11 protein-coding genes and 1 pseudogene are annotated in these 12,523 nt (G+C 72.2%); 8 read left to right on the top strand and 4 right to left on the bottom strand.

The annotated features are described in order from the left end of the window. Together J0695_RS01580 and J0695_RS01575 are read left to right on the top strand one after the other, a co-directional pair. Positions 1-601: aminotransferase class III-fold pyridoxal phosphate-dependent enzyme (locus J0695_RS01580; RefSeq protein WP_206959360.1), on the top strand; the 601-nt coding region annotated here is incomplete at its 5' end. 139 nt (positions 602-740) lie between these two features. Next, complete coding sequence (locus J0695_RS01575; protein WP_242552078.1) at positions 741-1,493, top strand: LmbU family transcriptional regulator; 753 nt, start codon at positions 741-743, stop codon at positions 1,491-1,493. Positions 1,494-1,519: 26 nt separating this feature from the next. On the opposite strand, the gene J0695_RS01570 is transcribed toward J0695_RS01575, so the two are convergent. After that, on the bottom strand, positions 1,520-2,164 hold the full coding sequence (locus J0695_RS01570) for an FMN-binding negative transcriptional regulator (protein ID WP_206959359.1): 645 nt from the start codon (positions 2,162-2,164) through the stop codon (positions 1,520-1,522). Between the two features lie 273 nt (positions 2,165-2,437). Between J0695_RS01570 and J0695_RS01565 the strand changes: the two genes are divergently transcribed. Continuing rightward, on the top strand, positions 2,438-3,790 hold the full coding sequence (locus J0695_RS01565) for a lysine N(6)-hydroxylase/L-ornithine N(5)-oxygenase family protein (protein WP_206959358.1): 1,353 nt from the start codon (positions 2,438-2,440) through the stop codon (positions 3,788-3,790). A 95-nt stretch (positions 3,791-3,885) separates the two neighbouring features. Continuing rightward, positions 3,886-4,785: an acetylglutamate kinase gene (argB, locus tag J0695_RS01560; protein WP_206959357.1), complete on the top strand. Its 900-nt coding sequence runs from the start codon at positions 3,886-3,888 to the stop codon at positions 4,783-4,785. Here the strand turns inward: argB and J0695_RS01555 are convergent. Together J0695_RS01555 and J0695_RS01550 are read right to left on the bottom strand one after the other, a co-directional pair. Then, positions 4,782-5,783: an AfsR/SARP family transcriptional regulator gene (locus J0695_RS01555; protein WP_206959355.1), complete on the bottom strand. Its 1,002-nt coding sequence runs from the start codon at positions 5,781-5,783 to the stop codon at positions 4,782-4,784. The two genes, argB and J0695_RS01555, sit on opposite strands and share 4 nt — an antisense overlap. Further along, on the bottom strand, positions 5,780-6,535 hold the full coding sequence (locus J0695_RS01550; protein WP_206959354.1) for a thioesterase II family protein: 756 nt from the start codon (positions 6,533-6,535) through the stop codon (positions 5,780-5,782). Before J0695_RS01550 ends, J0695_RS01555 begins: the two co-directional genes overlap by 4 nt. 289 nt (positions 6,536-6,824) lie before the next feature. Between J0695_RS01550 and J0695_RS01545 the strand changes: the two genes are divergently transcribed. From J0695_RS01545 to J0695_RS01535, 3 genes are all read left to right on the top strand, one after another. Then, on the top strand, positions 6,825-7,646 hold the full coding sequence (locus J0695_RS01545; RefSeq protein ID WP_206959353.1) for an AfsR/SARP family transcriptional regulator: 822 nt from the start codon (positions 6,825-6,827) through the stop codon (positions 7,644-7,646). 141 nt (positions 7,647-7,787) lie between these two features. After that, positions 7,788-8,249, top strand: a complete 462-nt coding sequence (locus J0695_RS01540; protein ID WP_206959352.1) for a nuclear transport factor 2 family protein — start codon at positions 7,788-7,790, stop codon at positions 8,247-8,249. A gap of 142 nt (positions 8,250-8,391) precedes the next feature. Then, positions 8,392-10,524, top strand: a complete 2,133-nt coding sequence (locus J0695_RS01535; RefSeq protein ID WP_206959351.1) for a condensation domain-containing protein — start codon at positions 8,392-8,394, stop codon at positions 10,522-10,524. Positions 10,525-10,540: 16 nt separating this feature from the next. Here J0695_RS01535 and J0695_RS01530 read toward each other — a convergent pair whose 3' ends face one another. Then, positions 10,541-11,725, bottom strand: a complete 1,185-nt coding sequence (locus J0695_RS01530; RefSeq protein ID WP_206959350.1) for an aminotransferase class V-fold PLP-dependent enzyme — start codon at positions 11,723-11,725, stop codon at positions 10,541-10,543. A gap of 411 nt (positions 11,726-12,136) precedes the next feature. Here J0695_RS01530 and J0695_RS01525 point away from each other — a divergent pair. Then, positions 12,137-12,523 (top strand): annotated as a pseudogene (locus J0695_RS01525) (hypothetical protein); the annotation flags it as partial.

Below are 12,523 nucleotides of genomic sequence, written 5' to 3'. Positions count from 1 at the left end.
CTATCTGCGCGCGGCCCGCGAGATCACCGCGGCGACCGGAACCCTCCTCGTCCTGGACGAGATCCAGACCGGTATCGGGCGCACGGGCCACTGGTTCGCCGCACAGTCCGAAGGCGTCGAGGCGGATGTCGTCACCCTCGCCAAGGGCCTGGGCGGCGGGCTGCCCATCGGCGCGACGCTCGCCTTCGGTGCGGCCGCCGGGCTCCTCACGCCCGGCACGCACGGCTCCACCTTCAGCGGGAACCCGGTGGTGTGCGCGGCCGCACTCGCCGTGCTGGACACCATCGGGCAGGAGGGACTCCTCGGCCGCGTGATCCGGGCCGGGGAGCGGCTGCGGCTCGGCGTGGAGGCCCTGGCCCACCCGCTGGTGCGCCGAGTACGCGGCTCCGGGCTGCTGTTGGGCGTCGTACTCGACGGGGAGCACGCGGGGCGCGTGGAGCGGGCGGCCCAGGACCGGGGGCTCCTGGTGAACGCGGTGGTGGCGGACGTCGTACGGCTCGCGCCGCCGCTGACCGTGTCGGACCGTGAGGTGGACACCTTCATCGAGGGGTTCGGGGCTGCTCTGTCCCAGACCCTCGACGAGGCGCTGACCGCGGTCTGAACCCCGGTTGTCCGGGCTTCATTCCCCGGAGAAGGACGCCGTGCACGCGTTCGAGCGCCGCTCAGGTGCCGCTCCGGCGCCGCCCCAGGCCGCCCTGCGAGTCTCCTCGCCGGTTATGTGCACCCGTTCTCGTGGAGGCATGATGGCGCATCGGGCCGAACAAACGGCCGGGTCACCCGGCGGTACGGCGACCACTCTCCCGCAGCCCCCGCCGCGGCAACCGCGCGCCGCGGCGGCCACGCCGCGCCGGGGCCAGGTCCTGACGACCAGGGTGGGCCTGCAGATGCCGGCCAAGATGGCCTACGACGAGTGGGAGCGGGCCGGGCGCCAGCTCTCCGACGTCCTCGACTCGTCGTCCTGGTGGCTGGGCGACTGGCTCGTGTACGGCAAGGACCACTACACCGACCGGTACCAGCGCGGGATACGCGCCGCCGGCCTCTCGTACCAGACCCTGCGCAACTACGCCTGGGTCTCCCGGCGTTTCGACCACACCCGGCGCCGGGCGGCCCTGAGCTTCCAGCACCACGCCGAGCTGGCCTCGCTGCCGGTCGCGGAACAGGACCTCTGGCTCGACCGCGCCGAGCAGCAGCAGTGGACCACCAAGCAACTGCGCGGAGCCATTCGGGCCGCCCGCGAGAGCGAGCTGCAGCCGGGCACTCCCGCCGAGCCGAGCCGCCGTCTGGAGGTCCCCGGCAGCCGTCTCGAGTGGTGGCACAAGGCGGCGGAACAGCTGGGCGTCGACTTCGAGCAGTGGGTGACGGCCGCTCTGGACAGCGCGGCCGCGACCGCCCTGGAGGAGTTGGAGGAGCTGAAGGAGCTGAAGGAGCTGAAGGACCTGGACGAGCTGGAGGAACGCGCCGAGGGGAACCGGCCGGTGGCCATCGGCGCCTGATCCCCGCGGACCCCGCCGTACGCGCCTTACGGCAGCCGGCTCATCAGCCCCGCGGTCTCGCGCTTGTACGTGCACGCGCTCTGCCCGAACGACCCCCTGACCCGGTCGCGCACCTCGGCCGGCTGCTCCTGGCTGAGCTTGAACATGCCCTCGGCGCCGGTCACCGTGAACCGGAAGGCCCCGACGGCGGGCACGATCTGACGGAAGTAGTCGAGTGAGGCGGCCATATCCCAGCCGGTGCCGTGCGCCTCCTCGAAGGCGCGCACGGTGGACTGCACCACGCCCAGCGTCTCCTCCGTCGAGTCGATCTTCTCCAGCACCCCGCGGACATGTGCCGCGGTGAAGTTCCAGGTCGGGGCGGCCGGGGTCTTCTCGTAGACCGTGGGCGACACATAGGAGTGCGGACCGGTGAACGTCAGCAGCAGGACGCTGCCCGACTCCAGCGCCGCCCAGTGCGGATTCGCCCGGTTCATATGGCCGAGCAGCGTGGCTCCCGGTAGCTCGCCGGACCAGTCGCCGGACGTCTCCGGGTCGAAGATGACCGGCAGATGCGTGGCGAAAGGACCGTCCTCGGGGCGTCCGTTGGTCACCGCGAGGGCCAGTGGATTACCACGGATCAGGTCCACCATCCACGAACTGTCCGGTTCGCGATAAAAGCTTGGAACGAACATCCGGATTCGCCTTTCAGCAATTGCGGCAAGGGGATCGGTACTTGGTCCGACGCAGGGCAGAACTGACGCATTGATCCGGACACAGAATCCGCGCCGACCGTACCGCCCGTCCCGTCGACGGGACAGTGCGCTCGGCCCATCGGCACCCGACAGGCCCTCGATCAGTCTTCGTACCGTCCTCCAGTTGCCTTTGAGACGCTCTCCGGAGAACACTGCACGACGGTCTCTCGAGTCACCGGTCGAGTTTTCCAGATGCAAGCGGGAGAGTTTTCTATGGACATAGCGGGTAGGCCCAGCCAAGAGATCTACGACGTGGTCGGTATCGGGTTCGGCCCGTCCAACATGTCGCTCGCGATCGCCCTGGAGGAACACGGAGCGAGCTCTCCGCAGCATCCGATCAGGTCCCATTTCTTCGAACGGCAGCCCAGGTTCGGCTGGCACAGGAATATGCTGCTGCCGTCGACGACCATGCAGATCTCCTTTCTCAAGGACCTGGTCACCTTCAGGAATCCGGTGTCCCGGTACAGCTTCATCTCGTTCCTGCACGCCTCGGACCGGCTGGTGCAGTTCGTGAACAACCAGGACTTCTATCCGACGCGCCTGGAATTCCACCAGTACCTGGAGTGGGCGGCCGCCGGCCTGACCGAGCGCGTCACCTACGGCGCCGAGGTCACCTCGATCCGGCCCCTCACCGAGGCCGGCGCCGAGGCGCCCGGCCTGCTGGAGATCGAGGTGCGTGACGCCGACGGCACGACGAGCGCCGTCACCGCGCGCAACGTGGCCATCTCGACGGGACTCGTGCCGCGCCTGCCGGAAGGCATGACGGCCGGCGAACGGGTCTGGCACAGCTCGGAGTTCCTGGGCAGGTTCAACGCACAGGACCCCAGCGAACTCAGAAGCGTGGCGGTGGTCGGCGCCGGCCAGAGCGCGGCCGAGATCACCCGGTTCCTCTACGACTCCCTGCCGCACGCCGAGGTCTCGGCGGTCATCCCGTCCTACGGCTACTCGGTCGCCGACGACACCCCCTTCGCCAACCAGGTGTTCGACCCCAACGCGGTCGACGAGTACTACTTCGGCACCGAGCGCGCCCGGGACTCGTTCTGGCGCTACCACCGCAACACCAACTACTCGGTGGTCGACGGCGACGTCATCCGCGCCCTCTACCAGCGTTCGTACGACGAGCAGGTGCGCGGCACCCGGCGGCTGCACTTCCGCAACCTCACCCGGGTCTCCGAGATCGCCCACACCGAGGACGCGACGCGTATGGTCCTCCACTCGGTGCTCGACGACCATACGGAGGAACTGGCGGTCGACGCCCTGGTGTTCGCCACCGGCTACGACGGCCTGGACCCGGCCCGCCTGCTCGGCGGCTTCGACCAGAACTTCCTGCGCGACGCGACCGGCAGGCACCGGGTGACCCGCGACTACCGCCTCGTCACCGCGAGCGACCTGACCTGTGACGTCTACCTCCAGGGCGGCACCGAGCACACCCACGGACTGACGTCCGCCCTGCTGTCGAACATCGCGGTGCGCAGTGGCGAGATCGCCGATTCGATCGTGCTGCGGCGCACCGAGCGGGAGCTGGGCCGCGGCGGCCTCGTGGAGGCCGCGCGCTCGGCCGCCTGACCTGAGCCCGCCCCCCGGTGCCGGATCCGATACCGCCGACATCGCCGATACCGCCGATACCGCCGAGCCTGATACCGACAGAAGGAATCATGCCCATGAGCGTGCACCCCGCCCTCGCCAAGGCGCAGGCCGTCGGCGACGCCCTGCCGTGGCTGGCCCGCCACCAGGGCCGGACGGTCGTCATCAAGCTGGGCGGACACGCCATGGCCGACGCGGACCTCACGGCGGCCTTCGCCCGCGACGTCGTCTTCCTGCGCCACGCCGGGCTGCGGCCCGTGGTGGTGCACGGAGGCGGCCCGCAGATCGACGCCGAGCTCGCGCGGCGCGGCCTGGAACGCGAGTTCAGGGCCGGGCTCCGCGTCACCTCACCGCCCGCCATGGAGGTGGTGCGGATGGTCCTCGCCGGCCAGGTCCAGCGTGAACTGGTCGGTCTGATCAACCGCTTCGGACCTCTCGCCGTCGGTATGACCGGCGAGGACGCCGACACCCTCACCGCGGTACGGCACGTGCCGTGGATCGACGGGGAGCCCGTGGATGTCGGCCGGGTCGGCGACATCACCGGCGTGGACACCGGTGCGCTGGACAGCCTGCTGGCGGACGGCCGGATCCCGGTGGTCTCACCGATCGCCCGCAGCGCCGAGGACGGCCTGGTCTACAACATCAACGCCGACACCGTGGCGGCGGCGCTCGCCACCGCGCTGCGCGCCGAGGCGCTCGTCATGCTGACGGACGTCGCGGGACTCTACGCCGGCTGGCCGCACAGCGCCGAGGTCATCCCGCGGCTCACGGCCGGCGAACTGGAGAAGCTCCTGCCGGAGCTGAACGACGGCATGGTGCCCAAGATGACGGGGTGCCTGAACGCGGTGCGGGGCGGCGTGGGCACAGCCAGGGTGATCGACGGGCGGATCCCGCACTCGGTGCTCCTGCAGATGTTCACCGACGACGGGACCGGCACGCTGATCGTGCCCGACCCGGACGATCCCGACACTCCCTAGCGGACGTCGCGCGCCGCCTGGACCCTGCGGAGCAGGTCCTCCTGATCGCGTACCAGCTGGCCTGTCCGGGCCTGCAGCTGCGCCATCTCCGTCGTCAGGTCCGGGTGGCGGGGGCCCCATACCGTCAGCGTGGGCGAGTGGTTGAGGATCGCCTCCAGGCGCCGGCGCAGCGCCGGGCCCGGTTCGATGCCGAGGGTGGTGACCAGACGGCGGCGCGCGCGTTCGTAGACGCCGAGCGCCTCCGCCTGCCGGCCGCCCCGGTACAGGGCGACCATCAGCAGGTCGTAGAACCGCTCGCGCAGCGGGTGGTCCGCGGTGAGCCGCTCCAGCTCGGAGGTGATCCCGGCATGTCTGCCGCAGCTGAGGCTCGCCTCGTACAGAGCTTCCAGGGCGGTGAGGCGCTGCTCCTCCAGACGGTCCGCCTCGGCCGTGCAGATGGGGCCGTGCGGGCTGTCCTGCAGGGCAGCGCCCCGCCACAGCGCCAGGGCGCGGCCCAGGAGTTCCGTGGCGTACCGCGGGTCGTCGGGGACCGCCGCCCTGCCCTGCCCGGACAGGCGGGTGAAGCGGTCCACGTCGGTCGAGGCGTGGCCCAGGGTCAGCAGGTATCCGGTGGGCAGGGTACTGATCCACTCGTGGCCCGGGGAGGGCAGCAGCCGGCGCAGCCGGGCGACGTGGGCCTGAAGGGCGTTCGGCGCGTTGGCGGGGGGCCGGTCGCCCCAGAGCTCCTCCACCAGGCGGTCCACGGGCAGACGTTCGCCGGCATGGATGACCAGGGCGGCGAGCAGGGCCCGCTGTTTGGGTCCGGAGAGCACGATGCCCGTCCCGGTGGTTCCGTCGTGCACGACCACCGGGCCGAGGAGCCGGAACTCGGTCGGCCCGCCGCGTACCGGAGCGGCAGCCTGAGCGGGAACGGGCACGGGAACGGGCACGGGAACGGGCACGGGAACGGGTGCCGGTGCCGGTGCCGGTGCCGGTGCGACGAGACCGAGGACGGTCATCGCCCCGTCCCCGACGGCACCCTGGCCAGCAGCAGGGCGCGGCGCACGTCGTCCTGGATCCGCCCGGCGACCTCCGGGAGACGGCCCTGGAAGTAGAAGTGGCCGCCGTCGAAGAGATGCCGGCCCAGGAAGTGCTCGGTCGCGTCCGACCACCCGTCGAGCCGGTGCGGCGGCGCCACCTGGTCCCGGGTGCCGCCGAACACCGAAAGGGGCACCGGCAGCGGCTCCGTGAGGGGCTTCGTCCGCCAGGTCTCGCTGATCCGCAGGTCCGCGCGGATGGTCGGCGCGAACAGGTCCCACAGCTCCTGGTGGTCCAGGACCGAGGACGACGTACCGCCCATCGCCGTCAGCTCTTCGCGCAGTTCCGCGTCGGAGAGCAGATGCCGGCGCGTGGGATCCCCGTCGGGGTGCAGCGTGCCGCGGGCGGACACCCCGAGCCAGACCGGGGGCGTGCGCCCCAGCTCGATGAGCCGGCGGGTCAGTTCGTACGCGACGAGACCGCCCATGCTGTGCCCGAAGAACGCGAAGCGGCCGGTCAGCTCGGTGTCCAGCTCGTCCAGGAAGTGTTCGAGCAGGGCGCCCGTGCCGTCCAGCGGGGGGCGTACGTCGCGGGGGCCGCGGCCCGGTGCGTCGGGGATCCGTACCTCCCAGCCGGCCGGGAAGCAGGACGGCCAGTCGCGGTACATCAGATGCGAACCGCCGGAGTGGTGGAACACGAACAGACGCAGCAGGGGCTCATCGGCCTTCCGCATGGCGACTCCATCGACGAGAGACCTGGATCCCGGGCCGGAGCCCGGGAGTTCGGACGATAGCGGCGCCCGCGTCGCGGGGGCCGCCCGCCCGAGCGGGCTTCGACGTGCTCTGCAGCCGTTCTCGAGCCGTGGGGCGACCGTCCGCACGACCTCCCGTCCAGGACCGCTGGAGCGCCGGTCAAGATCTGCGGGGAGCAGCCGGGAACGGGTCTACGGTGCCACCGGCCGAGGGCGCCACCCGAGGGGTGGCACGGCAGGGCCGGTGCTCGACGAGGTACGGGAGGAAACCGTGGAGATTCAGGTCCTGGGGCCGCTGACCGCCACCCTCAACGGCGTCTCGATCGTGCCCACCGCGAGCAAGCCGCGCCAGCTGCTCGCCCTGTTCGCGTTCTCCCCGGGCCGGATCGTGCCGGTGTCCACGCTCATGGAGGAGCTGTGGGGCACCGCGCTGCCGCAGAGCGCCATGACCACGCTGCAGACGTACGTGCTCCAGCTCCGCCGCCATCTCGGCACCGCCATGGGGCCCGACGCCCCCGGCAACGCCAAGGAGATCCTCGCCACCCGGCACGGCGGCTACGTACTGCAGCTCCCGGCCGAAGCCGTCGACCTGCACCGCTACGAGCTGCTCGTCTCCAGCGGCCAGCGGGCTTTCGAGCAGGGTGACGACCGGCAGGCGGCCACGCTTCTCAGGGACGCCCTGGACATGTGGAACGGCCCCGCCCTCGTCGACGTACGGGCGGGCTCGGTCCTCTCCATCGAGATCATCCGGCTCAGGGAATCCCGCCTGGTCACCGTCGAGCGGCGCATCGACGCCGATCTGCGGCTGGGCCGGCACGGTGAACTCATCGCCGAGCTCACCGACCTGATCACCCGTCACCCGCAGCACGAGGGCCTGTACTCCCAGGCGATGATCGCCCTGTACCGCTCCGGACGGCAGGCGACGGCCCTCGACGTGTACCGCAGGCTGCGCAAGCGGCTCATCGACGAGCTCGGCGTGGAGCCCGCGCCCCAGCTGCGGCGCCTGCACCAGATGATGCTCACCGTCGACCCGGCGCTCGACGTCGTGGCTGGCGCGCGGCGCACCTCGACCTTCGATCTCTACGCTGCCTGACTGCCGCCCCGGCAGCCGCCGCCGCACAACCGCCGCACAACCGCTTGAGGCGTATTCGAAGGATGCCCGATCCGCGCCTCAGAGACTGTCCAGAGGTCCTTCACCACCTCATGGACATGGACGCAAGCGGAGGCTGAGATCATGACCGTCGAGCTGCTGGGCACGGCCGAACCCGCCTTACCGAGCCGTGGGTTCGCCGCCCTGTACGCGCAGGCGCAGCGGTTCTACGAGCACCAGATGCGGCTCCTGGACACCCACGACACCGAGGCCTGGGCGGACACCTTCACCGAGGACGCCTTCCTGGAACTCCCCTTCCTGCCCCAGCCGTTGCGGGCCCGCGCCGGGCTCGCCCGCTACGGGCGCGCGGGCGCGGCGCGGCAGCGCCGGGCAGGCGTCCCCCTCAGCCACTGGGTCGGCCTGCTCGACGTACAGCCCCAGGAGGACGGGGCGCTGCACACCCGCTGCTCGGCCCTGGTGTACGCCCCCGCCTGCGAGGGCGGCGCCAGAGTCCTTTACGTATGCGTCATGGAGGACGTCCTGGTCCGCGCAGGGGGCGAATGGCGCATCGCACACCGCCGGGTGACGCGCGACGACCTGCTCTGAGCGAGCCGTTTCCAAGAGACGGGTCGAGCGGGGCGTCAGGATTGTGTCAGGATTTTACTGATGGCCTTGTGCATGCTGGACCGGCGCCTCTGGAGGAAGAGGAAGGGGAGGGGTCTTCGTCAGCGCGCGCCCCGCACTGCCGATGGCCACTAGCCCCTTCGCACGTCTGCCCCAGGACCAGCCGATCACCGCCGTCGTGGAGTTCGGCGACCGCGCGCTGCCCGTACTCGAGCTGTACGGGCCGGTCGACGCCGCCCGTGTCGAGGCTGCGTTCGGCAGCATCGCCGCCCGCTACCCCGGCGAGCCCGCCTGGACGGCCGGCCTCGAGAGCCGCAGGCCCGGCCGGCACACCCTGCGCTTCACGGGCGGGACCGGCGGGGCGGAAGGAACCGGCGGATCCGTCGGCGAGCAGGACGAATTCCCCCTCGGGGCTCTCGCCGACCTCCTCACCCGCGGCGGCCGCGGCTCCTTCGGGACCCGCAGGCTGGCCGCGACGCCGCTGCAGCGCGAACTGCTGGCCGACGCCGACGCCCACCCCGCCCCAGGCCGCCAGGTCGAGCAGGCGGCCTGGGACTGGCGCGGGCCCCTCGACGTGGAGCGGTTCACGGCTGCCTGGCACTCGGTGTTCGCCCGCGAGTCCGTCCTGCGCACCGCCTTCGACGACCGGGCCGAGCCCGGCCTTCTCGTGTACGACGAGGCCCGGCCGCAGGTCGTACGACTGCCGCACGGCAGCGCCGAATGGCACTCCCTCATCGAGGCCGACCGGCGCACCGGCATCGACCCGCGCCGTCCCGCGCCGCTGCGCGTCACCCTGCTCGGCGGCGGCCCGGCGGGTTCCGTCCGGCCACCTGCCGCCCGGGTGCTGCTCACCTACCACCACGCGCTGCTCGACAGCTGGTCCGTCCGGCTGCTGGTCCGCGAGTTCTACCGTGCCTATCTCGCCGGCGGGGAGCTGCCCGGCGGCGAGCGCCGGCCCGACATGACCGACTACGCGGCCTGGCTCGCCACCCGGAGCACCGCGGCCGCCGAGGACTACTTCACGAGCACCGGCGCCGGCGGACCCGCCCCCGTACCACCGCTGTTCACCGCTACCGCAACCCGCACGGCCGGCCGCGCCGAGGGCCGCTCCAGGCTCCGCCTGACCAGGCAGGAGACCGCCAGGCTCGCCCGGTGGGCCGCCCAGTGGGGCGGCAGCGAGTCCATCGCGCTCGAAGCCGTGTGGACGCTGCTGCTGTACCGCGCAGGACGGGCCGAAGGGCCGTCACCGGTGCGCTTCGCCACCACGGCCACCGGGCGGAGCATCCCCTTCGAAGGAGTGGAGCGCACCCCCGGCGCGCTGGCCGGGCCGCTGCCGCGGTCCGTGCTCGTCGATCCCGGTGCCACGGTCCCCCAGCTGGTCAGCGCGCTGCGCGACCACAGCCTGGACCAGGCCGCCCACGAATGGGTGTCGGCAGGCCAGATCCACCGCTGGACGGGGCCGCCGCCCCCGCCCGCCGACACCCTGCTCACCTTCGAGGCGCCCCCGCGCGTCCTGACGGAGCTGGAGGCCGAACTCGCCGCGTCGGGCGTCGAGGTGGAGCCGCCGCAGACCCTCGGCGCCCACACCGCTTTCCCGGTCACCCTGATCGCCCACCACGACGGGGGCGGGCGTCTGGTCCTCACCGCCTCCTACGACCAGGTGCGGCTCCCGGAGATCACCTGGCTCCTCGCCCATGCGGCGGTGCTGCTGCGCGAACTCCCGCAGGTCGCCGACCAGCACACCACGGTCGGCGAGGCGCTCGCCCTGCTGTCGGGCCTGGTCAGCGGCGGCGCAGTCCGCCTGCCGCCGGCCGACCCTGCCGACACCACTGACCCTGCCGACAGCGCCGGAACCGCCGCGGCGCCGGCCGTACTGCGCCGCGCCGCGCACGCGGACGCCGGCACCGTCGGCCTGCTGGAAGCCCCGGGCGTCTCCCGGGACTTCTACGACCGGCTCGCCCGCGCGTACGAGGGCCCCGAGGAACTCCTCCTGTTCGGACCCGTCCCGGCGGGCGGACCCCAGGCCCGTGCCGCCGCACGCGCCGTGTACGACGTGCTCGGCCCCCGGGCCACGCCCGGTGGCGGGCCGGCCGTCGCCGCGTTCTCCGGTGACGGCGCCGCCGTCTGCGCCGTCGCCCGGCTGGCCGTGGCGGACGGCCACCGCCCGCTCGCCGTCGTACTCGACGGGACCGGCACCGACCCCGGCGCACTGGCCCGCGTGCTCGCCTCAGCCGTCGGTCGCCGGCGCCGGCACTGAGCCGGCGCCGGGCGCCTCACGCCGGGAACCGCAGGAGCTTGCCGCCCGCCGACGCCATCTGATGTACGGCGGGGCGCCGCTGTGCGAGCAGTTCCACCGGCCGCAGCCGCGCAAGGGGCCGCTCCGACGCCAGTACGTCACACAGCGCCTCGCCGAACCGGGCGATGTCCTGCGGTGAGTTGTCGTGGTGCAGCGAGGCGCGCACCGCGGTGGTGACGTCGCGCCCGGGAAGGTACAGCGGGGTCTCCTGGGCGACCGTCTTCCATACGACGACACCGCGGGCCGCGAGCCCCCGGCGGATCTGCGCGGCGGACAGCCGCTCGTGCCGGAAGGTGACGACGGCGGACTGGAGCCTGCCGGGAGCGATCAGCTCGGTACCGGAGGCCGCCTCGACGGCCGCGCGCAGACGGCCGGCCTGCTCCAGGTCCCGGGCGCCCGGCCGGTGTTCGGCCAGGGCCGCGTCCAGGGCGACGACGGCCGCCCCGTGCGGCGAGAGCCGCGGCGGTGCGCCGTGCGGGGACAGGGCGTGCCTCAACCGCGGTGAGGTGTAGGCGAATCCGATGTTCTGCGGGCCGCGGAGGAACCGCCAGCCGTCGCCGGTCAGCAGGTCGCAGCCGGTACGGGAGACGTCCACGGGGAGCTGGCCCACGGAGTACGAGGCGTCGACGGCGTACAGGCAGCGGTGCGGGGCGAGCATCCGGCCGATGTCCTCGACCGGGTTGACGATGCCGCAGCCGGCCGGGACGTGCGTCACCGAGACGAGCGCGACGCTGTCGTCGATGTGCGCGGCCATCCACTCCAGGTCCAGGTCGCCGTCGGGGCGCAGAGGGATGACATCCAGGGCGCAGCGTGTGCGGTCGCGCAGCGCGTACAAGGCGGTGAGCTGGGCGAAGCCCTCGTAGGGGGTGGTCCAGATCCGGTCGCCGGGGCCGAGCGGGAGCCGCGCCGTCAGGGCGGCGAACGCGTCGGCCGCTCCGGTGAACAGCCCGGTGTCCTCGGCCGGTGCGTGCAGCAGGGCGGCCAGGCGGGCGCCGAGCGTGTCGTGCACGACGTCCTCGAGGTACTCCTCCAGCTCGTGGGGGCCGTGACGGTCGTCGCGGCGGGTCCACTCGGTGAGGGCCGCGCGGGCCGTGGCCGGCATGCGGCCCAGACCGGCCGTGTCCAGGTGAACGCGTGGGCCACCGTGGGGCGTCGCCATCATGTCCGGACCTCCTCCCGTTCGGTTCGGCAATTACTTGCCTACTTGTTGGCAACATATTGCCAATATATTCGGCGAGTTGGCAATATGCGCTCCGCCGCCGCTCTAGCAAGGGCTTTCTGCTTGGCACATTCGGCCCGCCTCTCCGCCGGGCCCCGGTTCTGCCCGGATGTTTCCTCCAGCGGTTGCCAGTTTTGCCAAGCGATCCCGAATTCTGCCAACACGGTGCATGAGTGCAGGTCAGAAGCTTCTCACCGGACGCCGATCGGACGCCTGGCCCCCTTCTGGAGCGCTTATGACACGTGCCTCGATTCGATCTCGACCCATTCCCCAGAGATACCCGAGGCCGCCTTGCCAACATTCTGGCAAGAGGTTGCCAAACGGCACACACGAAGTTGTCACTGAGGAGTCGTCATGAACCGCATCGCTCGCATCGCCACCAGCGTCGCCGCCCTCGCCGCCCTCACCGGTGCCGGCTTCAGCTACGTGGCAGCGGACGCCGCGGGCCGCCCGGGGACGGTCACCTCGGCGGACATCGACCACCCCGTCGCCCCCGCCGACATCGACCACCCGGTCGTCACGCCGGCGGACATCGACCACCCGGTCGCCCCGGTGATCCAGGTGGACCTCGACCACCCCGTCAGCCCGGCGGACATCGACCACCCGGTCGCCCCCGTCGTCCAGGCCGACATCGACCACCCCGTCGGCCCGGCCGTCCAGGTGGACCTCGGCCACCCGGTCGCCCCGGCCGACATCGACCACCCCATCGCCACCCCGGACGACATCGACCACCCCGTCGCC

The organism is Streptomyces beijiangensis, from assembly GCF_017315755.1.
GTDB classification, from domain to species: Bacteria; Actinomycetota; Actinomycetes; order Streptomycetales; family Streptomycetaceae; genus Streptomyces; species Streptomyces beijiangensis.
The sequence above is the reverse complement of the archived record's forward strand: the minus strand, read 5'-3'. Positions and strand labels throughout refer to the sequence as shown.

Bases quoted from the DNA above. Each gene is read 5' to 3' on its own strand.
- J0695_RS01575 (WP_242552078.1), top strand. From the start codon at position 741: ATGATGGCGCATCGGGCCGAACAAACGGCCGGGTCACCCGGCGGTACG.
- J0695_RS01570 (WP_206959359.1), bottom strand. From the start codon at position 2,164: ATGTTCGTTCCAAGCTTTTATCGCGAACCGGACAGTTCGTGGATGGTG.
- J0695_RS01565 (WP_206959358.1), top strand. From the start codon at position 2,438: ATGGACATAGCGGGTAGGCCCAGCCAAGAGATCTACGACGTGGTCGGT.
- argB (WP_206959357.1), top strand. From the start codon at position 3,886: ATGAGCGTGCACCCCGCCCTCGCCAAGGCGCAGGCCGTCGGCGACGCC.
- J0695_RS01555 (WP_206959355.1), bottom strand. From the start codon at position 5,783: ATGACCGTCCTCGGTCTCGTCGCACCGGCACCGGCACCGGCACCGGCA.
- J0695_RS01550 (WP_206959354.1), bottom strand. From the start codon at position 6,535: ATGCGGAAGGCCGATGAGCCCCTGCTGCGTCTGTTCGTGTTCCACCAC.
- J0695_RS01540 (WP_206959352.1), top strand. From the start codon at position 7,788: ATGACCGTCGAGCTGCTGGGCACGGCCGAACCCGCCTTACCGAGCCGT.
- J0695_RS01535 (WP_206959351.1), top strand. From the start codon at position 8,392: ATGGCCACTAGCCCCTTCGCACGTCTGCCCCAGGACCAGCCGATCACC.
- J0695_RS01530 (WP_206959350.1), bottom strand. From the start codon at position 11,725: ATGATGGCGACGCCCCACGGTGGCCCACGCGTTCACCTGGACACGGCC.